Origin of the sequence: Clostridium sp. AN503, assembly GCF_040719375.1 — a bacterium.
Lineage (GTDB): Bacteria > Bacillota > Clostridia > Lachnospirales > Lachnospiraceae > Brotaphodocola.
Genome location: NZ_JBFDTP010000002.1, coordinates 3,158,640 through 3,182,350, shown reverse-complemented (window position 1 = coordinate 3,182,350; position 23,711 = coordinate 3,158,640). Strand labels below are relative to the sequence as shown.

The 23,711-nt window shown below is 53.4% G+C and carries 20 protein-coding genes and 1 riboswitch; of the genes, 18 read left to right on the top strand and 2 right to left on the bottom strand.

The window, feature by feature from the left end; genetic code table 11:
* The first annotated feature begins 24 nt into the window (after nucleotides 1-24).
* Nucleotides 25-888, top strand: a complete 864-nt coding sequence (gene fba, locus AB1I67_RS22140) for a class II fructose-1,6-bisphosphate aldolase (RefSeq protein WP_367032507.1) — start codon at nucleotides 25-27, stop codon at nucleotides 886-888.
* Between the two features lie 112 nt (nucleotides 889-1,000).
* On the opposite strand, the gene AB1I67_RS22135 is transcribed toward fba, so the two are convergent.
* Nucleotides 1,001-2,524, bottom strand: coding sequence for a serine hydrolase (locus tag AB1I67_RS22135; protein WP_367032506.1), 1,524 nt, complete (start codon nucleotides 2,522-2,524; stop codon nucleotides 1,001-1,003).
* A 178-nt stretch (nucleotides 2,525-2,702) separates the two neighbouring features.
* A riboswitch (Fluoride riboswitch) is annotated at nucleotides 2,703-2,774 on the top strand.
* A 57-nt stretch (nucleotides 2,775-2,831) separates the two neighbouring features.
* Here AB1I67_RS22135 and AB1I67_RS22130 point away from each other — a divergent pair.
* From AB1I67_RS22130 to AB1I67_RS22095, 8 genes are all read left to right on the top strand, one after another.
* Complete coding sequence (locus tag AB1I67_RS22130) at nucleotides 2,832-4,034, top strand: cation:proton antiporter (protein WP_367032505.1); 1,203 nt, start codon at nucleotides 2,832-2,834, stop codon at nucleotides 4,032-4,034.
* 260 nt (nucleotides 4,035-4,294) lie between these two features.
* Entirely contained in the window at nucleotides 4,295-6,412 is a 2,118-nt protein-coding gene (locus tag AB1I67_RS22125; protein ID WP_367032504.1) for a glutamine synthetase III, read from the top strand.
* Between the two features lie 332 nt (nucleotides 6,413-6,744).
* The gene (locus AB1I67_RS22120) at nucleotides 6,745-7,800 is read left to right on the top strand and encodes a PD-(D/E)XK nuclease family transposase (RefSeq protein ID WP_367032503.1); all 1,056 of its coding nucleotides are present in this window, start codon (nucleotides 6,745-6,747) and stop codon (nucleotides 7,798-7,800) included.
* Nucleotides 7,801-7,829: 29 nt separating this feature from the next.
* Nucleotides 7,830-8,927, top strand: coding sequence for a UDP-galactopyranose mutase (gene glf / locus AB1I67_RS22115; protein ID WP_367032502.1), 1,098 nt, complete (start codon nucleotides 7,830-7,832; stop codon nucleotides 8,925-8,927).
* Between the two features lie 11 nt (nucleotides 8,928-8,938).
* Entirely contained in the window at nucleotides 8,939-9,529 is a 591-nt protein-coding gene (locus tag AB1I67_RS22110; protein WP_367032500.1) for a glycosyltransferase family 8 protein, read from the top strand.
* Complete coding sequence (locus AB1I67_RS22105) at nucleotides 9,472-9,927, top strand: glycosyltransferase (RefSeq protein WP_367032498.1); 456 nt, start codon at nucleotides 9,472-9,474, stop codon at nucleotides 9,925-9,927. Before AB1I67_RS22110 ends, AB1I67_RS22105 begins: the two co-directional genes overlap by 58 nt.
* Nucleotides 9,928-9,938: 11 nt before the next feature.
* Complete coding sequence (locus tag AB1I67_RS22100; RefSeq protein ID WP_367032497.1) at nucleotides 9,939-11,000, top strand: glycosyltransferase family 2 protein; 1,062 nt, start codon at nucleotides 9,939-9,941, stop codon at nucleotides 10,998-11,000.
* Nucleotides 10,997-11,866: a glycosyltransferase family 2 protein gene (locus AB1I67_RS22095; RefSeq protein WP_367032496.1), complete on the top strand. Its 870-nt coding sequence runs from the start codon at nucleotides 10,997-10,999 to the stop codon at nucleotides 11,864-11,866. Before AB1I67_RS22100 ends, AB1I67_RS22095 begins: the two co-directional genes overlap by 4 nt.
* A 141-nt stretch (nucleotides 11,867-12,007) precedes the next feature.
* Here AB1I67_RS22095 and AB1I67_RS22090 read toward each other — a convergent pair whose 3' ends face one another.
* Nucleotides 12,008-13,693 (bottom strand): L,D-transpeptidase family protein, encoded by a 1,686-nt coding sequence (locus AB1I67_RS22090; RefSeq protein ID WP_367032494.1) that lies wholly within the window; start codon nucleotides 13,691-13,693, stop codon nucleotides 12,008-12,010.
* A gap of 167 nt (nucleotides 13,694-13,860) precedes the next feature.
* Between AB1I67_RS22090 and AB1I67_RS22085 the strand changes: the two genes are divergently transcribed.
* The 9 genes from AB1I67_RS22085 (at nucleotide 13,861) to AB1I67_RS22045 (ending at nucleotide 23,657) form a co-directional block, all read left to right on the top strand.
* A complete protein-coding gene (locus AB1I67_RS22085) occupies nucleotides 13,861-14,838 on the top strand; it encodes a glycosyltransferase (protein WP_367032493.1) in 978 nt (325 codons plus the stop codon).
* A gap of 129 nt (nucleotides 14,839-14,967) precedes the next feature.
* Nucleotides 14,968-16,425, top strand: coding sequence for a lipopolysaccharide biosynthesis protein (locus AB1I67_RS22080; protein ID WP_367032492.1), 1,458 nt, complete (start codon nucleotides 14,968-14,970; stop codon nucleotides 16,423-16,425).
* A 66-nt stretch (nucleotides 16,426-16,491) separates the two neighbouring features.
* The gene (locus AB1I67_RS22075) at nucleotides 16,492-17,493 is read left to right on the top strand and encodes an ATP-grasp domain-containing protein (protein WP_367032491.1); all 1,002 of its coding nucleotides are present in this window, start codon (nucleotides 16,492-16,494) and stop codon (nucleotides 17,491-17,493) included.
* A gap of 37 nt (nucleotides 17,494-17,530) precedes the next feature.
* The gene (locus AB1I67_RS22070) at nucleotides 17,531-18,643 is read left to right on the top strand and encodes a DegT/DnrJ/EryC1/StrS family aminotransferase (RefSeq protein ID WP_367032490.1); all 1,113 of its coding nucleotides are present in this window, start codon (nucleotides 17,531-17,533) and stop codon (nucleotides 18,641-18,643) included.
* Between the two features lie 21 nt (nucleotides 18,644-18,664).
* Nucleotides 18,665-19,351, top strand: a complete 687-nt coding sequence (locus AB1I67_RS22065) for a glycosyltransferase family 2 protein (RefSeq protein ID WP_367032489.1) — start codon at nucleotides 18,665-18,667, stop codon at nucleotides 19,349-19,351.
* A gap of 58 nt (nucleotides 19,352-19,409) precedes the next feature.
* Nucleotides 19,410-20,711 carry a lipopolysaccharide biosynthesis protein gene (locus tag AB1I67_RS22060; protein WP_367032488.1) on the top strand — a complete coding sequence of 434 codons (1,302 nt, stop codon included), beginning with the start codon at nucleotides 19,410-19,412 and terminating at the stop codon, nucleotides 20,709-20,711.
* A gap of 81 nt (nucleotides 20,712-20,792) precedes the next feature.
* A complete protein-coding gene (locus AB1I67_RS22055) occupies nucleotides 20,793-21,674 on the top strand; it encodes a glycosyltransferase (RefSeq protein ID WP_367032487.1) in 882 nt (293 codons plus the stop codon).
* Nucleotides 21,671-22,018: a DUF2304 domain-containing protein gene (locus AB1I67_RS22050; RefSeq protein WP_367032486.1), complete on the top strand. Its 348-nt coding sequence runs from the start codon at nucleotides 21,671-21,673 to the stop codon at nucleotides 22,016-22,018. The genes AB1I67_RS22055 and AB1I67_RS22050 overlap by 4 nt, the downstream gene beginning before the upstream one ends.
* Nucleotides 22,002-23,657, top strand: coding sequence for a DUF2142 domain-containing protein (locus AB1I67_RS22045; RefSeq protein ID WP_367032484.1), 1,656 nt, complete (start codon nucleotides 22,002-22,004; stop codon nucleotides 23,655-23,657). The genes AB1I67_RS22050 and AB1I67_RS22045 overlap by 17 nt, the downstream gene beginning before the upstream one ends.
* Nucleotides 23,658-23,711 lie beyond the last annotated feature (54 nt).

The following is a 23,711-nucleotide window of genomic DNA, read 5'->3' as shown; positions in this document are numbered from 1 at the left end:
AATAACGAAATGGAGGCTTGTAAAATGTTAGTATCTGCAACAGAAATGCTGAAAAAAGCAAAAGAAGGACATTATGCAGTAGGACAGTTCAACATCAACAATCTGGAGTGGACCAAGGCAGTCCTGTCAACCGCACAGGAGCTGAATTCCCCGGTTATTTTAGGTGTATCTGAAGGCGCAGGCAAATATATGACCGGTTACCGCACCGTAGTGGGTATGGTAAACGGCATGATGGAGGAGCTTGGGATCACGGTTCCGGTAGCCCTGCATCTGGATCACGGCAGCTACGAGGGCTGTCTGAAATGTATCGAAGCAGGCTTTTCTTCCGTTATGTTTGACGGTTCCCATTATCCGATCGAGGAGAATATCGAGAAGACCACAGCGTTAGTAAAGCTGTGCCATGAAAAAGGCATCTCCCTGGAGGCTGAGGTAGGTTCCATCGGCGGCGAGGAAGACGGCGTTGTGGGTATGGGCGAGTGTGCAGACCCGAACGAGTGTAAGGCAGTCGCAGACCTGGGCATCGATTTCCTGGCAGCAGGCATTGGCAACATCCACGGTAAATATCCGGAGAATTGGAAGGGGCTGAGCTTTGAGACCCTGGCAGCGATCCAGGAGAAGACCGGCGAAATGCCGCTCGTACTGCACGGCGGTACCGGCATCCCGACCGACATGATCAAGAAAGCCATTGACCTTGGCGTAGCGAAGATCAATGTAAATACGGAGTGCCAGCTTTCCTTCGCAGCAGCGACCCGCGAGTACATCGAGGCAGGCAAGGATTTAGCAGGCAAGGGCTTTGATCCGCGTAAGCTTTTGGCTCCTGGTACCGAGGCGATCAAAGGTACTGTGAAAGAGAAGATGGAGATCTTTGGTTCTGTTGGAAAAGCATGATAGAGACTGAATAGGATGAACGCCGCATGGACGCGAGAAGCGACCATGCGGCGTTTTTTGCAGAGCAGACATTATTTTGGTCCAGATATTTTTATAGTGCATAACTGTTTGATCAGTAGATGCTTCCAGCCTTTCGGACCAGTTCTTCCAATAGCTTTTGCATTTTTTCAATAACCGGATGTCCGGCAAGACCATATGCATCCGCCATCAGGGCGATGCGCGGGAACGCCAGCCAGGTACTGCCGGCTTCGTCTTCCCAGACGGAGATGCGCAGCGGCAGTTCCAGGGAAATGCTCTGGTCTGCCTGCATCAGCCCGGTCCCCACTTTGGGCGAGCCGAAGACAAGTACTGTGGTAGGGCGAAGCTCCAGACCGGCTTCCCTTGCGTTCTGTGCATGATCGAACTTAGCAAACAGCGGGATACTGCGGGCTGTAAGCTCCTGTTCCAAGCGGTGGACGGTCTCATCTGCAGGGAACTGTCCTTCCAGCAGGTAGAGGCGGTTGTCATCATAGTTGGTGGACAGCAGATCTCCGAAGGCTCCCGCAATGCGCCGCCCAAGGTTAGTAAAATCCACTCCTTCTTTGTTGGCGAGCAGAGTAACGCAGACTAACTCCTCCGGATGGGTGAAACGGCTCAAGAAGCTGGAGAATCCGGGGACGCTTCCCTTAATATCCATCAATCCCCGATGCCTGTAAAACTGCCATCCTGCAACGGCAGGCATCTCCCGGCCGTCGGGAAGCTGCCAGGAGGCGTATACCAGAGCCCGGTGTTCCGGCTCGTGGATCAGTACACCGCCTGCAAGGCCGATGTCCCAGAAGGAAATATCCTGTGCGGAAGCCCAGATGTCAGAAAAACCCCGCAACGCAGAGGATTTCACTCTCTGTACCGGTCTGCCATCGCTATTGTAGCTGGCGGCATATTCGGTTGGATCAATGTACAGCCCGTTCTTTTTGAAAAGCTGGTGTACATTGTCAGTCAGAGAAACATCCTCGTGCATAAATAGATCCTCATCCTCAGCAAAGCCGGTGCGGCGCAGGCCTAAAAACCGGATCTGCCGTTCTGTTACAAAGTCATGATAGGATTTCCCGCTGACACGTTCCACGATCTCAGTGAGGAACAGGAAATTGGAAGCGTTCTGCGCCACATCTGTTCCCGGAAAAAAGTGTAGTTCCTGATGGCGGATCAGATCCAAAAGCCCTGTGAAGGTCCAATCTGTGAAGGGTGACCAATGAGGGATGTCACGGTAGTCAGGCAGTCCAGAAGCATGGCGGAGAAGCTGGATTATGGTAATGGATTTCCAGCTGTCCGGCACTTCTGGTATATGTACGGCCAGCGTATCGTCCAGACCAAGCATACCATCTTCATATAACTGCATAATGGCTACTGCCGCAAATGCCTGTGAGATCGGTCCAGCCGGCCACATGGTATTGGCGGAGGCCAGTCTTTTTCCTTCTGTATCAGACATGCCGTATCCTACGACGCGGGGGATATAAGGAGCCTGGACGATCGCCAGTGTCAGTCCGGGGATATCCTGTTCCCTCATAAAGTCAAGGATCATCTGGTCAACGGTCTGTCCGAGATAAGTGACGTCGGCGCTGCCGCGCATTTTCATGGTTTCATGTTCTCTTGTGTTCATGCTCATTCCTGCCTTTCTATGTAATACGAATTAAAATGGGTAACGTATCTCAAAACTGTTAATAAATAAATTGCAGTTAATATACTGTTATCATAATTGTTTCAGTTTAAAATGTCAAGAGGTTTTTAAGAAATAAAAATGTAGTTTACAAATCAAAGAAAATCGTTTACAATATAAAATGTTTTGAGGGAATGAAGTTCTCCCTTGGGAAACCTAAACCGCTTATTAAGCTGATGACTTCTGCGATAACAGGATCATATTGTCGCAGGGACCATCGGCTTTTTTGCATTTAAAAGGAGGAAATACGATGTTAACATCACTTGCATTTATCTTTCTGGCTGGGCTTTTCATGGCGGCGGTATGCCAGCAGCTCAAGCTGCCGCGCATCATTGGAATGCTGCTTACGGGGATTGTCCTGGGACCTTATGCCCTGGATCTGCTGGACCCGTCTATCCTTTCAATCTCTGCGGACCTGCGGCAGATGGCCCTGATCATCATTCTTTTGAAGGCGGGGCTGTCACTGGATCTGTCGGATCTAAAAAAAGTGGGGCGTCCGGCGATCCTGATGTCCTTTTTGCCGGCCAGCTTTGAGATCCTGGCATTTGTCCTGTTTGCGCCGGGGATACTCGGCGTGACAAGGATGGAGGCGGCTGTGATGGGAGTGGTTCTGGGGGCAGTCTCTCCGGCGGTGGTCGTTCCACGGATGGTACAGCTTATGGAATCCCGGTACGGTACGGAGAAAAGTATCCCGCAGCTTATCCTGGCAGGCGCGTCCTGTGACGATATTTTTGTGATCGTGCTGTTTACCACGTTCACGGGGATGGCACAGGGAGGTTCTGCCAATTGGTCGGATTTTGTGAACATCCCGGTCTCCATTATCCTTGGGATTGCACTGGGGGCATTGGCCGGATGGTTCATGAGCCTGTTTTTTGAAACAGCCTATGCCCACAGGCACTGCGTGCGCAACAGTACAAAGGTCGTGATCCTTCTTGGGATCTCCTTCCTGCTCATTGCTGCTGAGAACTGGCTGAAGGGCCATGTTTCCGTCTCGGGGCTGCTGGCTGTGGTGAGCATGGCCTGCGTGCTGAAGCTTAGAAGTACGGCATTTGTGTCAAAACGGCTGTCAGAGAAGTTTGGTAAACTGTGGATTGCCGCAGAGATCATCCTGTTTGTGCTGGTTGGCGCGGCGGTGGATATCCGCTATACACTTGGCGCAGGGGCGGCAGCGGTGGGAATGATCTTTCTGGCGCTCGCATTCCGGGCGGCGGGTGTGTTCCTATGTATGCTGCATACCCCTCTGAATTTAAAGGAGCGGCTGTTCTGTATGATCGCGTATCTCCCCAAAGCCACGGTCCAGGCTGCGATCGGCTCCGTTCCGCTGGCTATGGGCCTGCCCTGCGGCAGGATCGTGCTGTCGGTGGCGGTCCTGGCAATTATCATTACAGCTCCGCTGGGCGCTTTTGGCATGGATGTTACCTATAAAAAATTTCTTGTAAGGGAAATAAATTAAAAAAGTGCTTGCATTTTCAGGCGGGATGGTTTATTTTAATAAAGAACGATGGCGTTTTTCCAGAACGGAAGGGTGCCATCGTTTTTTGTCTGATATCCGGACTTGACATTTTTAAGAAAGGCATCGGAAAAAGTCGTTGACGAAACCGTAAAAACCTTACATAATAAGGTGGTGAGCGTTACGACAAAAGGATAAGAGCGGATATCAGACAGAATGAGGAGACCGGGAACGGTAATTCAAACGAGAGGAAGGACAGATTTATGAGTGAAATCGTAAATGTTGCTGAGGTATTTGGCAAGAACGTTTTTAATGAAACGGTGATGAAAGAACGTCTGCCGAAGAGTGTATTTAAGAAAATGAAAAAGACCATTGAGGATGGCGCGGAGCTGGACCCGTCCATCGCAGACGTGGTTGCACATGCCATGAAGGACTGGGCGATTGAGCGGGGGGCGACCCACTACACTCACTGGTTCCAGCCGCTGACAGGCGTTACCGCTGAGAAGCACGATTCCTTCATCTCCGCACCGGATGCAGAAGGCAAGGTGATCATGGAGTTTTCCGGCAAAGAGCTGATAAAGGGAGAACCTGACGCCTCTTCTTTCCCGTCCGGAGGCCTGCGCGCCACATTTGAGGCGAGGGGCTATACCGCGTGGGACTGCACCTCTCCGGCGTTTTTAAGAGAGGATGCGATCGGCGTTACTCTCTGCATTCCGACGGCATTCTGTTCTTACAAGGGCGAGGCTTTAGACCAGAAGACCCCGCTCCTGCGTTCCATGCAGGCGATTGATGAACAGGCCTTAAGGATCCTGAGACTGTTTGGAAATACCACGGCCAAGAGAGTCTGCCCGTCCGTCGGGCCGGAGCAGGAGTATTTCCTGGTTGACCGTGCAAAATATTTACAGAGAAAAGACCTGATCTATGCAGGCAGGACCCTGTTTGGGGCGATGCCTCCGAAGGGACAGGAGCTGGAAGACCACTACTTCGGCGCGATCCGTGAGCGGGTTGGTTCTTATATGAAGGAAGTCAATGAGGAGCTTTGGAAGTTGGGCGTTACGGCCAAGACACAGCACAATGAAGTGGCTCCGGCGCAGCATGAGCTTGCCCCGATCTATGACCAGGCCAACCTGGCGGTGGACCACAACCAGATGGTCATGGAGACCTTGAAAAAGGTCGCAGGACGTCACGGCCTTACCTGCCTGCTTCACGAGAAGCCCTTTGCAGGGGTAAATGGCTCCGGCAAGCACAACAACTGGTCCCTGACCTCTGATGACGGTGTGAATATGTTAAGCCCCGGCGAGACCCCGCATGAGAATATTCAGTTTTTGCTGGTGCTGGCATGTATTTTAAAGGCAGTGGATAAGCATGCGGACCTGCTTCGCGAGTCTGCGGCTGATGTGGGCAATGACCAGCGTCTGGGCGCCAATGAAGCTCCGCCGGCGATCATTTCCGTATTCCTGGGAGAACAGCTTCAGGACGTGATCGACCAGTTGTGCAGCACAGGCGAGGCGACCCACTCGAAAAAGGGCGGCACATTAAAGACTGGCGTTGCGACTCTGCCGGATCTGGATAAGGATGCCACCGATCGGAACCGTACCTCCCCGTTTGCCTTTACCGGCAATAAATTTGAGTTCCGCATGGTTGGATCTTCTGATTCTGTGGCATCGCCCAACGTGGTATTGAACACCATCGCTGCCGAGGCGTTCAAGGAGGCGGCAGACGAGCTGGAGAAAGCGGAGGATTTTGATACTGCGGTCCACGATATGATCAAACGGCTGTTAAAAGAGCACAGAAGGATCATCTTTAATGGCAATGGCTATTCTGATGCATGGGTTGCGGAGGCCGAGAAGAGAGGCCTTCCAAACATTGGCTCCATGGTGGACGCTATCCCGGCCCTGACTACGGACAAGGCTGTGAAGCTGTTTGAGGCGTTCAACGTATTTACCAGGGCAGAGCTGAAATCCCGCGCAGAGGTGGAGTATGAGGCATATTCCAAGGTCATCAACATTGAGGCCAGGACGATGATCGATATGGCGAGCAAGCAGCTGATCCCGGCAGTTATCAAGTATACCACACAGCTGGGAGGCTCCCTGGGTGTGGTACAGTCTACATGTCCCCAGGCGGATACCAGTGTCCAGACGGAACTGTTGGTAGAAACCTGCGCCCTTTTATCTGACATGAAGGTTGCGCTGGCTGCGCTGATCGATGCAAACGATGCCTGCTCTGCCATGGAGAGCGGCGAGGCCCAGGCCCATGCTTATCATGAGAAAGTGGTGCCGGCGATGGCCGCACTGCGCGAGCCGGCTGACCGGCTGGAGATGATCGTGGATAAAGACCTGTGGCCATTCCCGAGCTATGGGGATCTGATCTTTGAGGTGTAGGGACTGAATTGGGATTGTGACAGATTTGTTGTATTTGATAAGGTAAGACAGGGAAGCGGCAGGAACACGGACAGGGAAACGTGCTCCTGCCGCTTTGTATCTCGCCTGTTGGCGCTGCAAAATGGCTGCAAAATGCGGGAAAACAAGCAAATAATCTTTTGCAAAATATTTCGTGATATGATATACTGAATTTCTCAGTACAGAAGTCTTCTGTATGGAATCTGCAATTTAAGGCCGGTTCGGCCACGATTTCAGAGTGTTGAGGTTAGTAGTATTGTTAGTTGTTTTATTCTATTTCTCTTTTTATTCAAAAACGTTCAAGGGGGTATTCTATGAAATCTGAGAAGGCGGTAAATGTGAAACTTAAGGTGCCGGGACACGACAATTTTTTTGGACCGGCGGAGTCCAGAAAGGAGGTCATGAGGCGGATTCAGGAGCAGGAGGAGGTTTATACTCAATTCCAAAAACTGACGGACAATCTCCAGGAGGAATTTGTCTCATTTTGTATGGGGGTCCGGGGCCTGAATGTGACTTATGACCCGGTATTCAGCATGATTTTCAACCCGGAGCGCCATCCGGAGCGGCTGGAGGACTTTCTGACGCACTGTCTGAAACGGGATGTGGAAATCCTGAAGGTGATGCAGAATGATTCCCAAAAACTGGTACAGGACGGGACGTATCTTTCGATGGATATCGTGGTACGGTTAAAGAGCCGGGAAACGGCCAATGTGGAAATCCAGAGGGTGGGCTATCTATTCCCCGGGCAGCGGTGCACCTGTTATTCCAGCGACCTGGTGATGCGCCAGTATTCCCAGGTACACGAGGAAAAGAAGCGGGCGGGAGAGAAGTTCTCTTACCAGGACATCAAAACGGTCTATACGATCGTTCTGATCAAGGACAGTACGGGGGAATTCAAGGCAATCCCGGACCAGTACCTGCATTATGGAAAGCAGGTCTTTGATACGGGGCTTGAGCTTGATATGGTACAGGAATATCTGCTGATTCCACTTGACATCTTCCTGCAAAACCATCACAATATAAGTAGCAAGCTGGATGCATGGCTGTATTTCCTTGCATCGGACAGTCCGGAGGATATCCGGAAGGTGGTGGAGGCGTATCCGGAGTTTGAAGAGTTGTACCGGGAGATATTCTATTTCCGGTACCATGTAGAGGAGTTGATGAGTATGTTTTCGGAAGCGTTGAGAATCCTTGACCGCAATACGGTGGAGTATATGATCGAGCAGAAGCTGGCACAGGTGGAGCGGCTTGAGGCGGAGAACCGCAGGCTGGAAGAGGAAAGCCGGAGACAGGCAGAGGAGAGTCAGAAGAAAGTCGAGGCCCTGGAGCGTGAGCTTGCCCGGCTGAAAAAGCAGGATAGTAAGAACTAGTTCATTAAAGAAAAGGCGGAATAACATCAATGAAGAAATATGATTATGTACTGGTAGGAAGCGGTCTGTATGCAGGTGTCTGGGCTTATGAGGCCAGAAAGAAAGGAAAGACCTGCCTGGTGGTGGAGAAGCGGGACCATATTGGCGGGAACGTATACTGTGAGGATGTGGAGGGCATCCATGTGCACCGGTATGGGGCGCACATTTTCCATACCAGCGACCGGAAGGTATGGGACTATGTGAATCAGCTGGCAGAATTCAACCGGTATACCAACAGCCCGGTGGCAAATTACAAGGGCGAGATGTACAACATGCCGTTCAATATGAATACCTTTAGTAAAATGTGGGGAATCTGTACTCCCGCGGAAGCGAAAGCGATCATTGAGAGCCAGAAGGCGGCAGTGGCCGGGGAGCCGAAAAACCTGGAAGAGCAGGCCATTTCTCTGGTTGGGACTGATATCTATCAGAAGCTGGTGAAGGGGTACACGGAGAAGCAGTGGGGCCGGGACTGTAAAGAGCTTCCCGCATTTATCATCAAGCGCCTGCCGGTGCGGTTTACTTACGACAACAATTATTTCAATGACCTTTATCAGGGGATACCGATCGGCGGCTATAATGTGATCATTGACAAGCTCTTTGAGGGCTGTGATATAGAGACCGGCGTAGATTATCTGGAGCATAAGGAGCATTATGACAGCCTGGGAGAGACGGTGGTCTATACCGGGACCATTGACGCTTACTATGAGTACCGGTTTGGGAAGCTGGAATACCGGAGCCTGCGTTTTGAGTCCGAGGTGCTGGACGAGGAGAACCACCAGGGCGTGGCCGTGGTCAATTATACGGATCGGGAGACCCCGTATACCCGGATCATTGAGCACAAACATTTTGAGTTTGGGACACAGCCAAAGACCGTGATCACCAGGGAGTATCCGTCGGATTGGAAAGAGGGGATGGAAGCTTACTATCCGGTCAACGATGAGAAGAACCAGACACTGTATCAGCAGTATGCTGAGCTTGCGGCAAAGGAGGAGCATGTGATCTTCGGCGGACGGCTGGCTGAGTATAAATACTATGATATGGACAAGGTGATCGCGTCGGCGTTAAACCGGGTGGAAGCCTGTATGTGAGGTGACGGAGAATGTACGAGACCCTGAATGTGGTGTATGCATCCAATGACGCATTTGCAAGGCATCTGGGCACATCCATGTGCTCGCTTTTTGACAGGAACGAGGGATTTTCAGAGATCCAGGTCTATGTGCTCTCCATGGGGCTGACAGGGGAGAGCCGGGCGTCCCTTGAAGAGATTGCCGCGCGGTACCACAGGAGCCTGACTTTTCTGGAAATGGGAGATTTAAAAGATCGGTTTGACCATGAGGTGGACCTGGGAGGATATGATATCAGCATCATGCTCCGGCTGTTCATGGGCGAGATGCTGCCCCAGGATGTGGAGCGGGTGATCTATCTGGACTGTGATACGGTGGTGGCACAGCCCTTAAAGCGGCTGTGGAGAGAAGCGCTGTGCGGAAATATCATCGGCGCTGTGATGGAGCCTACCATATACGAGGCGGTGAAAGAATCCATCGGCCTGGGGCCGGAGGATGCATATTATAACTCCGGCGTGCTTCTGGTGGACCTAAAGCGCTGGAGGGAGGAGCATGTGCAGGCAGGCCTTTGGATTTCTGGAAAGAGAAGGGCGGAAAGCTGTTTGCCAGCGACCAGGATGTTATAAACGGCGCCCTGAAAGGCAGGATCCGTACGCTGCCGCCCCGGTACAATTTTTTTACCAATTACCGGTATTTCTCTTATGGGACGCTTGTGCGGCACTCCCGCCCCTACCGTGCGGTGACGAAGGCTGACTTTGCAGCGGCAAAGCGCCACCCGGCAGTCATCCACTATATGGGGGATGAACGGCCGTGGATCGCGGGAAACCGGAACCATTACCGCCGTGCCTATGAGAAGTACCTGTCACAGACGCCCTGGGCGGGGACGCCGAAAGAAAAAGGAAGAGAATTCTATATGTTTGCATACCATATGCTGGATTATGCGACGGCGGTCTGTCCCGCAGTGCGCTGGGCAGTCAGCAGGAAGCTGGGGATGAAACTGGTGGAGAACCGGAAAAAGAAATAGGAGCGGACAACATGGTAACTGTATTGATGGCCACATATCAGGGAAAGAAATATTTGGAGCAGCAGCTGGACTCTATTCTTGCGCAGACCGTCCCGGTCCGTATTTTTGTGTCGGACGACGGCTCGGATGACGGGACCAGGGAGATGCTCTTTAAGTATCAGGGCTGGTATCCGGAGCAGGTGTTTTTGATGCACCGTCCGGTCGTACCGGAGGCAGGCAGGAACATTCCGCCTGCCGCCTGCAATTTTTTCTGGCTCCTGGGCTGCGCTGCCCGGGAAGGCAAAAGCGATTACATTATGCTGAGTGATCAGGACGATGTCTGGTTCAACTGCAAAGTAAAATGCATGCTGGCGAGGATGAAAGAACTGGAGGAGGAGCTTGGAACGGAGCATCCGATCCTGCTCCATTCTGATATGGAGGTGACTGATGAAAGGCTGGATCAGATCCATCCCAGTTTTTTTTCCTATCAGCACTGTGATCCGGAGCGGGCTTCTTTTGCGGAGGTGTTGGTGGAGAATCCGGTGACCGGAGGCGCTCTGATGATGAACCGGGCGCTGCTTGAACTGGTGACCGGGATGAAAAAAGGCAGGGCAGAAGCGGAGCCACTGGAGAAAAGATGGCAACAGCTGCTGCCCTGCGCCTGCTATATGCATGACTGGTGGATCGCCCTCGTCGCATCCTGCTTTGGGACGATCGACTGTATCCAGGAGCCGCTCTATCAGTATCGGCAGCACAGCGCCAATACGCTGGGTGCCAAGAAGACGGGAAGCCTGGAGGATATGACAGAAAGGCTTGGCAGGCGGCAGCAGGTGAGAGAGAATTACAGCAGGATGTTTCAGCAGGCGGTGGCCTTTGGGCGGCGGTACGGGAGAAGTATGAGTCCGGAACAGAAAGACATCCTGCGGGCGTTCCTTGCTCTTCCGGCCCAGTCTCCGGCAATACGTTTTAAAAATATCCGGGCCCATCATCTGTATAAGAGCACGCTGACTCAGATCTTTGGCATGTGTTTGCTGATGCCTCGGGTAAAACCGGGGACCCACACTGTAAAGAACCGGAGGCGAAGGCGCGCATGAAACTCAACTGTGTGATCTTGAACTACAATGACGCGGACACGGTGCAGAAGCTGGTCCGAATGATTCACGATTATCGGGTGCTGGAGCAGATCGTGCTCGTGGACAATGCTTCCACGGACGATTCCATGCAGAAGCTTATGCTGCTGGTGGATGAGAAGGTCAAGGTCGTCCGCGCGGAGCAAAACGGTGGCTACGGGGCAGGGAATAACCTGGGCGTCCGGTTTGCGGCGGAGCAGAATCAGGCTACCCATGTACTGATCGCCAACCCGGATGTGGAATTTTCTGAGGACTGCCTGGTAAAGCTGCTGAGGATTTTTGAATATCATCCGGATGTGGGCGTTGCGGCGGCTAGGATGGAGGATGCACAGTATGGCAGCCTGAAAAATGGCTGGCCTCTCCGCGGTTTTTTGCGGGAGCTTTTTTCCATGGGGCCGGTGAGCCGCCGGCTGCTGGGACGTTTCCTGGACTATCCGGAGACTTATTTTCGGGATAAAAAGGCTGTTTATGTGGACGGGGTCCACGGATCCATGCTGATGGTAGATGCTGGGAAATTTTTAGAATGCGGTGGATATGACGAAGGAATCTTTTTGTATCAGGAGGAGGCTGTGCTGGGATGGAGGATGAAGACATCCGGTTACCGGACAGTCCTGCTTTTAAACTGCAGTTACCGTCATGAGCATTCAGCATCCATCAGCAAATCCTGGAAAAGCCAGATGGCGCGCCAGCGTCTGCGGGAGGAGAGCGCGCTTTATTATATGAAGAATTATCTTTTCATCAACTGGTTTCAGGAGTGGATTGCCAGGCTTTGGTTTGCCGGGATACGGATGGAACTGCGGATAGCCGGCAAAATTGGGATCACAAAATGAATGGAAGAAATGAAAAGGAGGCAGTCCGGTTTTATATGACACCTCTTAAGTGGATTTTGGTTATTTACCTGGTCTGCTTAGGGGTATCATATCAGATTCGGAAGCCTCCTTTTATGTATGCAGTTAACTTTAAACAGATGATTACGGATTGAACTTCGCAATGATCCGCGCAGTCTCCGCGTCGATCATCTCTTGCGTCACGTTCGGGTCAGTCGGATCCCAGGTCTGCTCAAACGGGATCTCGTACATAATGGTAGGACGCTCGAACGGTCCGGCAATGGAACTGTTGTAGACCACCACCGTGGTACCGATCGCACAGTTATCATATACCCACTTGGCATCGGCGGACGCAAGGCGGATACAGCCTGCGGAGCGGGCGATACCAAGGTTGTTGTACGTGCTTGCCCATACCGTAAACGGATTTGGCGCATCGTAGATGATGGAGTGGATCAGGATCGGCATTCCTGCGCCCAGCCTTGTTGCATACTGGGTATACAGATCGTGGATCATCAGCCTCCAGCGGTATTTCTCCGGGGTCCGGAAGGTACCGATCGGGGTATCATCACCAACAGAGGTCAGGAAAGACTTCACGGGGATGATAAAGCCATTATCGCCATCCTTGGCATAAACGGTCAGGCAGTTCATCTCTTTGTTGATCTTGAGCATAAACGGGCCGCCAGTGCCGATGATCGGCTCCACATCCTGTAAAAGGCGTCCGTCTTCCTGGAAATAATACTTGAAGCCGTCAATATACTGCCATCCGGTCACAGGCATGGAGTCTACAAAGTAGTAGCGGTCATCCTGCTGCCAGCCCCATCCGGTGTAGCCGCTGCCGTCACCGTGGATGTACTGCATCACACCGTCGACCATCTGGATGCCGTCCTGGTGGGCGGATACTAAAACGTTGGTGGTGTCAAGCTCAGCAGTTCCTTTCACGAAGAAAGCAAGGCGGAAACCTGTTATGTACAGTCCCTGGTTCATGGTACCGGCAGACTCGCCGTTCTTTGCCCAGCCGGTTCGGGTACCGTCACTCAGTATCGTAGAGTAGTAAATGTCGTACTTGTCTGCCACAGGGCCGCTGAAACGATACTGGATGGCTTCAACCGGGACCCAGGTGGTGGCGTTGGCAGTCTGCTGTCCGTTCAGGGCCCATGCGGTCCAGCCGTTTACAGAGCTGTAGGTACGGTACAGCACATTCCCGTGGATATTCTCAAGGAATGTGGAAATGGAGCTGAAGCCTGCGGCAGCGCCCTCGATCTGCTGGTCGTTGACGTAAGCCTGGGACCAGGCCTGCGCGTCATTTAACAGGATCGTGGTCTGAAGATGAGCCTCCCGGTCCGGGACGACTAATGGGTTGTTGAGGTGGCTGGCCTCAGCTTCTGCCTGGGCTTTTTCAGCCTCCAGCTCTGCGCCCTGCTGTTCGGTCAGAGCGGCATTCTGTCCATCCGTGAACCCGTTGGTCTCAGAAGATGCAGCGCTTCCATCGGGAGAAGTTGTCTGAGCAGATGTATCGGAGGTTCCCGGGACGCCAGGGGTTTCCTGGGATGACCCTGTGGTTCCCTCCGTAGTTCCGTCAGTCTCGCTGCTGCCCTCCGTGCTTTCCCCGGCAGTGATCACACCGCTGCTGGATTCGGCGGTTTCCTGTGCGCCCTGGGGAGCATCGCCTCCCGGTCCGCTTAAGGAAATACCGGATGAGGTCTCGGTGGTGCTGGACGAACCGCCCACTACACCGGGGCCGCCTTCTTCTGCAAACGCCGGAATAACTGTACTGGCAAGCAGCGCACCGGTCAGCAACATGGCCAGGCCTGCTTTTGTATGTCTATACATAAAATCCTTCCTCCTAACTAAAATACTTACCATAGCCTAATCTAACACAAATAACTGGAAAATTCCATATCTGATTTACAATTTATGGGCAATATTGTAAAATAAAAGGTAATGGCAAGGAAAATGTAAGAATATCGTTATAGATATGGTAAATGATAGGAGTTAAAATGAAGGATAACTGTGAGCAGATCCTGGTCAGCATCTGCTGCATCACATATAACCAGGCGTCCTATATCCGGGATGCGCTGGAGGGTTTCGTAGGACAGGAGACGGATTTTGCCTGGGAAGTGCTGATCCACGACGACGCCTCCACCGATGGGACGGCAAAGATCATCAGGGAATATGCGGAAGCATATCCCGACCGGATCTTTCCGATCCTTCAGACAGAGAACCAGTATTCCAAAGGCCTGACCAATATCAGCGGGACCTTCAATTTCCCGCGGGCCAGAGGTAGATATATCGCCATGTGCGAGGGGGATGATTACTGGACGGACCCACATAAGCTTCAGCGGCAGGTGGACTATATGGAGGAACATCCGGACTGCTCCCTGTGTTTTCACAGCGCGGGCGTGGAGGTCCAGGGCAGGGCAGTGACAGAACGGCAGATGCGGCCATACCGGGGGGACAGGAAAGTGACGCCGGAGGAGATCATCGACAAGACCTCCGGATATCCGACAGCGTCCCTGATGTTTCGGACGGATATGGTAAAGCTTTTGCCGGATTTTTATGTTTTGGCGCCCATCGCGGATATCCCGCTCCAGCTTATGGCGGCGGCGAGAGGCTGGGCTTACTATATGGACAGTCCCATGTGCGTATACCGTCTTGGAGGCGCGGCCTCCTGGACAACCCTGATGAAACAGGGGAATTACGAAGAGAAACAAAAGGATTACGCCTGCGCCATGGAGGAGATGTACCGGGGCTTCGACCGGGAGAGTGGCGGCAGGTTCCATGATACGGTGGAACATGCCATACGGCGTCTGGTCTTTTTGACCCAAGTGAATACGAAGCAGTATGATGTTGTTTTGGACAGGAGAAACCGGGAGTTTTACCGGGAGCTGAATGGAAGGACCCGCTTCTTTATCCGTTTTGAGACAATGATGCCGGGGCTGTACCGATGGCTCCAGCGGGCGTTCCATAGAATGTAGAGGGAGGCAGCCTGTGACGGTCAAGGGGAGAAAGCAGCCAGAGGCAGCCGATCGAGGCAAGAGGAAGAAAGCGGCCTGAGGCAGCCGTCCCAGGCTGGAGAACGACGGCGGACAGCGAAGGAGAACATAGTGGCAGAGACAGATATGAAGCAGAAGGTGGTAAAAGGGCTGTTCTGGAAGCTTTTAGAGAACGGCGGCGCCCAGGGGATCCAGTTTGTGATCGCGATCATCCTGGCGCGGCTCCTGACACCGGCGCAGTACGGTGTGGTGGGGATCATCATGATCTTCATCACCATTGCAAATGTGTTTGTGCAGAGCGGTTTTTCCACGGCGCTGGTGCAGAAGCAGAAGGCGGATGAGGTGGATTTTTCGTCAGTGTGTTATTTTGAGCTGGCGGTGGCCCTTGTCATGTATGTGCTGCTTTACCAGGCGGCCCCGTCGATTGCGTCTTTTTATGGGATCGCGGAGCTTATGGGGATTGTCCGGGTACTGGCATTCGTGCTGTTTCCGGGGGCTGTGATCTCTGTACAGACAGCGTATGTGTCGCGGAATATGGAGTTTAAGGGGCTGTTTTTCTCTACTTTGGCAGCGTCGGCGGTGTCCGGCGTGATCAGTATCGGCATGGCGGCTTCGGGGCTTGGGGTGTGGGCCATGGTGGGTCAGCAGATCAGCTACTATATTTCCCTGATGCTGGTTTTATTTATCACGGTCCGGTGGAGGCCGCGCCTGTGCTTTGCGGTAGAGCGGGTGCAGGGGATGTTTGCCTTTGGCTGGAAGCTCTTGTGCGCATCTCTTCTGGATACGGTATTTAATAATTTATATGGACTTTTGATCGGAAAGATCTATAATGAAGAACTGTTGGGAAGTTATAACCGGGGCGAGCAGTTCCCGAAGCTGATCGCGACGAATCTGGGAGCCGCGATCCAGGCGGTGCTGCTGCCGGCGTTTTCTGCAAGGCAGGATGACAAGGCGGCGGTGAGGGAGATGGTGCGCAGGGCGATCCGGTTGAGCTCCTTTGCGGTGATCCCCATGCTCCTTGGACTGTTTGCGGTGGCGGACACGCTGGTCCTGGCGCTTTTGGGAGAAAAATGGATGATCTGCGTGCCGTTTCTGCGGATCATGTGCATTTCCTACTGCTTCTGGCCGATCCATATCACGAACCTGCAGGCGATAAACGCCATGGGACGGAGCGATATCTTCCTGAAGCTGGAGATCGTGAAAAAAGGCTTGAGCCTGTTAGCACTGGTCGTGGGGATGCAGTTTAATGTCTATATCATGGTGTGCTTAAAGGCGTTTCAGGATTTTGTGTGTACGTTTATCAATGCGGCGCCGAACCGGAAGCTTCTGGACTACAGTATTTTTCATCAGTGGATGGACGTGATGCCGTCGGCGGCGCTCTCAGCCGTGATGTGCGCGGTGGTGATGGCAGCAGGCTCCCGGATGCCGGAGATGTCCGTGTGGCTGAAGCTGGCGGTGCAGATCGTGTGCGGCGCGGCGGTATATGCGGGGCTTGCGTGGGCATTTAAGCTGGAGAGTTTTTGCTATTTATGGGGTATGGTGAAGAACCGGCTGCGCGGGAAGGACTGATCTCCGGCGCAGACAGGATAAAATAAACGATATTATGGTCATACAGGGTGAGAGGAGGACAAACAGATGCAGAAAACGATTTTGGTAACGGCGATCGGCTCTTTTTCCGCGGGGGCGGTGATCAGCGCCTGCAAACGGGACGGCTACTGGGTAGTGGGATGCGACGTCTATCCGGCGGAGTGGGTTGTGAATTCCATGGAGGTAGACGCCTTTTATCAGGCGCCCTATGCCACTTCAAGGAAAGCATACCGCAGCTTTATGATGGACGTATGCAGCAGGGAGGAGATTGATTACATCATTCCCCTGACAGATGCGGAGGTGGACACGTTACAGGACTGGTACAAGGCCTCCGAGGAGCTGGGAGCGGTCATCTGTATGTCCGGGTATGAAACGATCGCCCTGTGCCGGAATAAGGAGCGGATCGAGAGGTTTTTGGATTCCCGCAACATCTGTAATGCAATCCCGGCCCAGCATCTGTCGGAGGTCATCGGGACAGAGGGGGATTCCCGGTACGTGGGACTTTCTTACCCGCTGGTATTGAAACCGCAGGACGGCAGGAGCAGCCAGGGCATGCGGGTCATAGAGAGTGCGAAGGAAATGATGCTGGCGGTGGAGCTTTTGAAGGCCCAGGCGGAGCGCTACATCGTACAGCCCAAGATCGAGGGCAGCGTGGTGACGGTGGACGTGGTGCGGGACCCGGAGAGCGGGGACTGCGTGTGCCTGCCGCGGAGGGAGCTTTTAAGGACTCCCAACGGGGCGGGGACTTCCGTATATGTATTCCGGGATGAATTGCTGGAGAAGCAGTGCAGGGAGATCGCGGCGGCATTGGAGATCCGGGGCTGTGTGAATTTTGAATTCATCGAGCGGCAGGGTGAGTGGTATTTCCTGGAATGCAATCCCCGGTTTTCCGGTGGTGTTGCATTTTCCTGCATGGCGGGTTATGATATGGTGAAAAACCATCTGAACTGTTTTACAGGAGGCGGGCTGGAGCCTGAGGGAGAGATCGGCGGACAGTACCTGGCAAGGCGGTATACGGAATACCGGATGCCGGAGCGTCCGACGGAATGACGGAAGATACGAAAAGCAGGACGGAGGAAATAAAAGTATGACAGCAAAACACGAGCCTCCCATCATGGTGACACGCTCCTCGATGCCGGCCTTAGAGGAATATGTGGAGATGCTTAAACCCATCTGGGAGAGCGCATGGCTGACCAATATGGGCGCATACCATGAGGAGTTCAAAGAGCAGCTGAAGGGGCTGTTAAAAACGCCGGAGCTGGAGCTGTTTGTCAACGGACATATGGCGCTGGAGCTGACGCTGCAGGCTTTTGAGCTGAAGGGAGAGGTGATCACAACGCCGTTCAGCTTCGCCTCCACGACGCACGCCATTGTGAGAAACGGGCTGACCCCGGTATTTTGCGACATTAATGAGGAAGACTATACCATAGATGCGGAGAAACTGGAAAGCCTGATCACGGAGAAAACCACCGCGATCGTGCCGGTCCATGTCTACGGGAACTTATGCGACGTGGAGCGGATCCGGGAGATTGCACAGAGGCATCGGCTGAAGGTGGTTTACGATGCGGCCCATGCCTTTGGCGAGGAGTTAAACGGCACGGGCGTGGGGCAGTTTGGAGACGCTTCCATGTTCAGTTTCCACGCCACCAAGGTATTTCATAGTATTGAGGGCGGCGCGGTGACATTTCAGGAAGAATATTTAAAGGACCGGCTCTACCAGCTCAAGAATTTCGGGATAACCGGATATGAGAGCGTGGAATTTGTGGGGGCCAACGGAAAGATGAATGAATTTCAGGCCGCCATGGGCCTGTGCAATCTGCGGCATTTAGAGGCGGAGATCGGGAAACGCCGGGCGTTGGCCGGACGGTACCGGGAGCGGCTTGAGGGTGTGAAGGGCGTTCGCCTGTGCAAAGAGAAACCGGGAGTCCGCTACAATTACGCCTATATGCCGGTGGTATTCGACGGATTCTCCATGGACCGGGACCAGGTGTTTGCGGCACTGAAGGAGCGGGGGATCTTTGCGCGGAAATATTTCTATCCCTGTATCAACAGCTATGCGTGTTATCAGGGGCAGTTCCGCGCGGAGGACACTCCGGTGGCGCAGAGGATCGCGTCCCAGGTACTGACGCTGCCGCTCTATGCGGAGCTGCCGTTAGAAGTGGTGGATGAGATCTGCGATGTGATCTTGGGCGGCGTGTAAATGATGTGACAGGAGATTAAGATGGACAAGGTACTGGTGGTGATTCCCGCCTACAATGAAGAAGCGAATATTGAGATGGTGGTTGAGGAGCTGGAGCGGGATTATCCGCAGCTTGATTACGTTGTGGTCAATGACGGCTCCAGCGACAGGACTGCCCAGATCTGCCGGGAGCGCGGCTACAACCTTCTGGATCTGACGGTGAACTTAGGGCTTGCCGGATGCTTTCAGGCGGGGATGAAATACGCTTACGCGAAGGGCTATGCCTATGCGATCCAGTTTGACGGGGACGGGCAGCACCGGCCGGAATACATTCTCCCCATGCAGGAAAAAATGAAGGAAGGGTATGATATCGTCATAGGAAGCCGTTTCCTGGACGAAAAAAAAGACCTGTCCATGCGGATGGTGGGAAGCCGTTTAATCACGGCAGCCATCCGCCTTACCACAGGCGTACATGTGGCAGATCCGACCTCCGGAATGCGGATGTTCAGCCGTGAGATGATAAAGGAATTTGCGCTGAACATCAACTACGGACCAGAGCCGGACACGATTTCCTATCTCATCAAACAAGGCGCAAAAGTAGCAGAAGTACCCGTTATCATTGAAGAACGGGCAGGAGGCGAGAGCTATTTAAAACCAACTGTGGCGGTGAGGTATATGGCACGGATCCTGATATCAATATTGTTGATTCAAAACTTTCGCAAGCGATGAGCAGCGCGGGAGTCACCTGGCGCCACAAGTTATAGGAACACAAACCGGAGGACACCACATGAACCAATGGGCAGACACCCTGATCAGAACAGGCCCCAACAGAGAAAAACAGAATATGGTCTGGAACATGGCGGGCAGCTTCTGCTACGCCTTTGCCAGCATGGTGCTGTCCTTCCTCGTAGTGCGTCTCGCCGGTGCCGAGCAGGGCGGGATCTTTGCCATAGGCTTCAGCACCGTCGGACAGCAGATGTTCCTGGTAGCTTACTTTGGCATCCGTCCATTCCAGATCACCGATGGATCAGGAGAATACCGCTTTGGCGATTATCTTCACCACCGATATTTAACCTGCGCGGCTGCATTGGCAGCCGGCGCTGTTTTCCTCATATACAGAGGCTACCGCCCAGAAAAAGCATGGATCATATTTCTCCTGATCATCTACAAGGTGATAGACGGTTTTGCCGACGTCTACGAGTCAGAATTCCAGCGCCAGGGGAGTCTCTACCTGACCGGAAAGTCCAACATGTTCCGGACCCTTCTCTCCGTGGGCGTATTTTTAGCGGCGCTGGCAGCAGGAAGAAACCTGCTTTACGCCTGCGTGGCTGCGGTCTGTGCCCAGGCCGCGGGAGTGCTGCTCTTTGATATCGTGGTGCTTCGCAGGCTCCACCATCTGGACGGAGCGGCAGATTACGGCTGGGACAAGTCAAAGCTCATAACCCTGACAACAGCGACCGTGCTGCTGTTCCTCTCCGTATTCCTGGATTTTTATGTGTTTTCCGCATCCAAATACGCGATCGACGCCCATATGGATGATGCGTCATCCGGATATTTCAATGCGATATTCATGCCCACGTCGTTTATCAATCTGGCGGCGGGCTTCGTCATCCGTCCATTTCTGACTTATCTGACGGTCTGCTGGAACGAGGGCAGATACAAAGATTTTGCCAGGAAAATGGGACGCCTCTCCGCTGTGATCGGAGGCCTGACTGTGCTGGCAGTCCTTGGCACTGCAGTGCTTGGAAAACCGGTGCTCGGCATCCTGGAGCTGGTGTTCGGGCCTGCTTATGCAGGGAAACTGACGGTCTATCACAGAGCCTTCGGCCTGATCGTGCTGGGAGGAGGATTCTATGCGATCCTGAACCTGCACTATTACGCCTTAGTCATTATGCGCAGGCAGAAGACGATCTTTGGCATCTACCTGGTGCTGACGGCGGCGGCCCTCTGGCTGGCCCCTGCGCTGGTGATGAAACATGGAATCCCCGGCGCTGCGTGGGCCTACCTGATCTTAATGGCCGGAATGGCGGCTGGCTTTATCCTTTTGGCCTGGCTTGGCTTTGCCCGGGGCAGGAAAACAGCAGAATAGGAAAGGAGGAAACGTTTATGACAGTAGATGTGTTGATCCCGGTATACAAACCGGACAGGAAATTTTCAAGACTGCCTGCAGATGCTTGCCAGGCAGACGGTTCCGCCGGACCGGATCATTGTGATGAATACAGAACGTTCCTACTGGAATGAGCAGGGGTATCAGGGGATCCGCGGACTGGAGGTAAAGCACCTGACAAAGGAGGAGTTTGACCACGGCGGAACGCGGAATCTGGCGGCATGGTATTCTGAGGCGGATGTGATGATCTTTATGACGGATGATGCGGTTCCTCAGGATGAATATCTGATCGAGAGACTGACGGAGGCGCTTTCCGGTGCTGGTCCGGAGGGGGAGCCTGTGGCCATGGCTTATGCCAGACAGCTTCCCGCTAAGGACTGCCATACGATCGAGCGCTACACCCGGCAGTTCAATTATCCGGCGGAGGGGAGGATAAAGACTGCCAGGGATCTTCCGGTCCTGGGGATCAAAACATACTTTGCATCCAATGTGTGCTGCGCTTACCGGAAGGACCTGTTTGAAAAGCTGGAAGGTTTTACGAACAGTACCATATTTAACGAGGACATGATCTATGCGGCGGGAGCCATTCAGGCGGGATATGCGGTTGCCTATGTGCCGGAAGCAAAAGTAATCCATTCCCACAATTTATCGCCCATGCAGCAGTTCCACCGGAACTTTGACCTGGCAGTGTCCCAGGCGGAGCACCCCGAGGTGTTTGCCGGACTTAAGTCAGAGGGCGAGGGCATCCGCATGGTGAAACAGACCGCCCGCTATTTGCTGAGGAGCGGCCGGTTCTGGCTGCTGCCGTCGCTGGTTGTGAGCAGCGGCTGCAAATATCTGGGATACCGGATGGGAAAACAGTATCAGAGGCTTCCCCAAAAAATGATACTGAAATGTACCATGAGTCCCCTGTACTGGGAGAAGAAATGGAGGCGACAGCCATGATGACACTGACACTTCGGATTGCACTGATCCTTGCCTCGGTGGGGACTTTTTATCTGATCATGAGGAAGATCCGCCAGTCCAAGGTCCAGATCGAGAGCGCGATCTTCTGGATCGTGCTGGCGATCGTGCTGGTGATATACAGCCTGTTCCCGCAGGTGGCGGATTTCTGCGCCCATGTGCTGGGAATCTATGCGACCACCAATTTCCTGTTCCTGTTTGCGATCTTTATCCTGATCGTAAAGGTATTTTATATGACGATCCATATTTCCCAGCTGGAGACGAAGGTAAAAGAGCTGGTTCAGCAGATGGCGCTGGAGGAGAAGAAGCATGAAGAAGAAGGGTAAGCTCCGCCCGGGCTTTTCTCTGGCGATGTTCATAGCAGTGGCGCTTCTGGGGCTCTGGCATGTACAGGATGTGCGCGACGGCGCAGTGGCCTGTGGAGATCTGTGGCTTTTGAAGGTTTATCTGGTGCTGGCGGCTGCCGTGCTGGTAAGCCTTTTTGTGCTGGGGCGGGGATTTTTTGGAAGTATCTGCTTGGAACGGCTCTATCCCGTGGCGGCCCTGCTTCTGGGGCTTATGTACTTATTTGTCCTGCCCCCGCTCTCTGCGCCGGATGAGATCAGTCATTATGTCAGCGCTTACCAGTTGTCCAGCCGGATGCTGGGGCTGCCGTCCAATGACCGGTATGGCAGGGTGATGCTGCGCCCGGAGGATGCCTGGGTGGAGGACTTAGAGGGAATCCGTGTTTACGAGGCGGACGAGGACGGGAATCTGCAGGTGACGAAAGAAAGCCTGGAGGGAAATGTGCAGTTCGGCGAACTGCTGGATGAGTCCACCTATCAGACATTATGGGAGCTTGGCGTGTCGGGGCAGTATATGCCGGAGCGGCTGGACCATATGAGAGGGGAGTGGGTAAGCTCCCAGTATCCTCCTGTGGTGACAACGCCCCTGGCCTATGTGCCGCAGGCAGTCGGCATATCCGTGGCCCGGCTGCTGGGTATGACTACGGTGCCGCTTCTCTACTTGGGCAGGTTCTGCAATCTGTTGTTTTTTGTGGTGATGACTGCGCTTGCTATGAGGCGGCTGCCTTTCGGCAGGGAAGTGCTGTTCGGCGTGGCGCTGCTGCCTATGACGCTGCATTTGTCGGCATCATTTTCCTATGACGTGATGATACTGGGCTGTATGTTTTGTTTTACGGCAGTCTGTCTGGATCTGGCTTATAAAAAGGAGCGGGTATCCTGGATCGATATAGCCATTCTGATGGCTTTGATGGCGGCGGCAGGGCCGTGCAAGATGGTCTACGCGGTGATGATGGGCCTGTGCCTGCTGATCCCGGTCCGCAAATTCGGCGGCTGGGGGAAATGGGCGCTGGCGGCGTTTCTTGTGGGCGGCGCCTGGGCTGTTTCCATGTTTCTGGTCAACAGCCAGGTCCTGGTATCCTACGCCACAGAGACGGAAAGCTATGTGATGTGGGCGGAGGAGCCGGGCTACAGCCTGACGCTTTTGCTGCACCAGCCCATGCGTCTGGTAAAAATGTTCTACCAGACGATCCTGTGGCAGGCGGAGCATTACCATCTGACCATGATCGGAGCGTACCTGGGCAATCTGGATGAGGTACTGGAAGTGCCGTACCTTGTGGTGATAACGTTTACGTTCGGTCTTTTGGAGCTGGCATTTCGGAAACCGGGCGAAAGCCTGAATATGAGCGTGCGGCAGCGGGTGTGGGTATGCGTGGTGTGCGCCGGATGCGCGGCGGCTACCATGGCATCCATGCTGATCGCCTGGACGCCGATCAGCTCCAGGATCATCAACGGAGTGCAGGGAAGGTATTTCCTTCCATTTCTGCCGGTGCTTTTGATGGCGTTAAAAAATGACACGGTGGTTTTGACAAAGAACCGAAACCGTAGTATATTGTATCTGATGTGCTGCTTAAACGGCTATGTGCTGCTGCGGCTTTACAGCATTGTGAGTATGAGGCTGTAAACGCCAGTACTCTGCCGCAAAAACAGCGGACAAAATGAAAATTCAGAAATCGGA

Bases quoted from the DNA above. Each gene is read 5' to 3' on its own strand.
- AB1I67_RS22095 (WP_367032496.1), top strand. From the start codon at position 10,997: ATGAAACTCAACTGTGTGATCTTGAACTACAATGACGCGGACACGGTG.
- AB1I67_RS22100 (WP_367032497.1), top strand. From the start codon at position 9,939: ATGGTAACTGTATTGATGGCCACATATCAGGGAAAGAAATATTTGGAG.
- AB1I67_RS22065 (WP_367032489.1), top strand. From the start codon at position 18,665: ATGGACAAGGTACTGGTGGTGATTCCCGCCTACAATGAAGAAGCGAAT.
- AB1I67_RS22060 (WP_367032488.1), top strand. From the start codon at position 19,410: ATGAACCAATGGGCAGACACCCTGATCAGAACAGGCCCCAACAGAGAA.
- AB1I67_RS22055 (WP_367032487.1), top strand. From the start codon at position 20,793: ATGCTTGCCAGGCAGACGGTTCCGCCGGACCGGATCATTGTGATGAAT.
- AB1I67_RS22075 (WP_367032491.1), top strand. From the start codon at position 16,492: ATGCAGAAAACGATTTTGGTAACGGCGATCGGCTCTTTTTCCGCGGGG.
- AB1I67_RS22110 (WP_367032500.1), top strand. From the start codon at position 8,939: ATGTACGAGACCCTGAATGTGGTGTATGCATCCAATGACGCATTTGCA.
- AB1I67_RS22085 (WP_367032493.1), top strand. From the start codon at position 13,861: ATGAAGGATAACTGTGAGCAGATCCTGGTCAGCATCTGCTGCATCACA.
- AB1I67_RS22070 (WP_367032490.1), top strand. From the start codon at position 17,531: ATGACAGCAAAACACGAGCCTCCCATCATGGTGACACGCTCCTCGATG.
- AB1I67_RS22125 (WP_367032504.1), top strand. From the start codon at position 4,295: ATGAGTGAAATCGTAAATGTTGCTGAGGTATTTGGCAAGAACGTTTTT.
- glf (WP_367032502.1), top strand. From the start codon at position 7,830: ATGAAGAAATATGATTATGTACTGGTAGGAAGCGGTCTGTATGCAGGT.
- AB1I67_RS22135 (WP_367032506.1), bottom strand. From the start codon at position 2,524: ATGAACACAAGAGAACATGAAACCATGAAAATGCGCGGCAGCGCCGAC.
- AB1I67_RS22050 (WP_367032486.1), top strand. From the start codon at position 21,671: ATGATGACACTGACACTTCGGATTGCACTGATCCTTGCCTCGGTGGGG.
- AB1I67_RS22090 (WP_367032494.1), bottom strand. From the start codon at position 13,693: ATGTATAGACATACAAAAGCAGGCCTGGCCATGTTGCTGACCGGTGCG.
- fba (WP_367032507.1), top strand. From the start codon at position 25: ATGTTAGTATCTGCAACAGAAATGCTGAAAAAAGCAAAAGAAGGACAT.
- AB1I67_RS22120 (WP_367032503.1), top strand. From the start codon at position 6,745: ATGAAATCTGAGAAGGCGGTAAATGTGAAACTTAAGGTGCCGGGACAC.
- AB1I67_RS22130 (WP_367032505.1), top strand. From the start codon at position 2,832: ATGTTAACATCACTTGCATTTATCTTTCTGGCTGGGCTTTTCATGGCG.
- AB1I67_RS22045 (WP_367032484.1), top strand. From the start codon at position 22,002: ATGAAGAAGAAGGGTAAGCTCCGCCCGGGCTTTTCTCTGGCGATGTTC.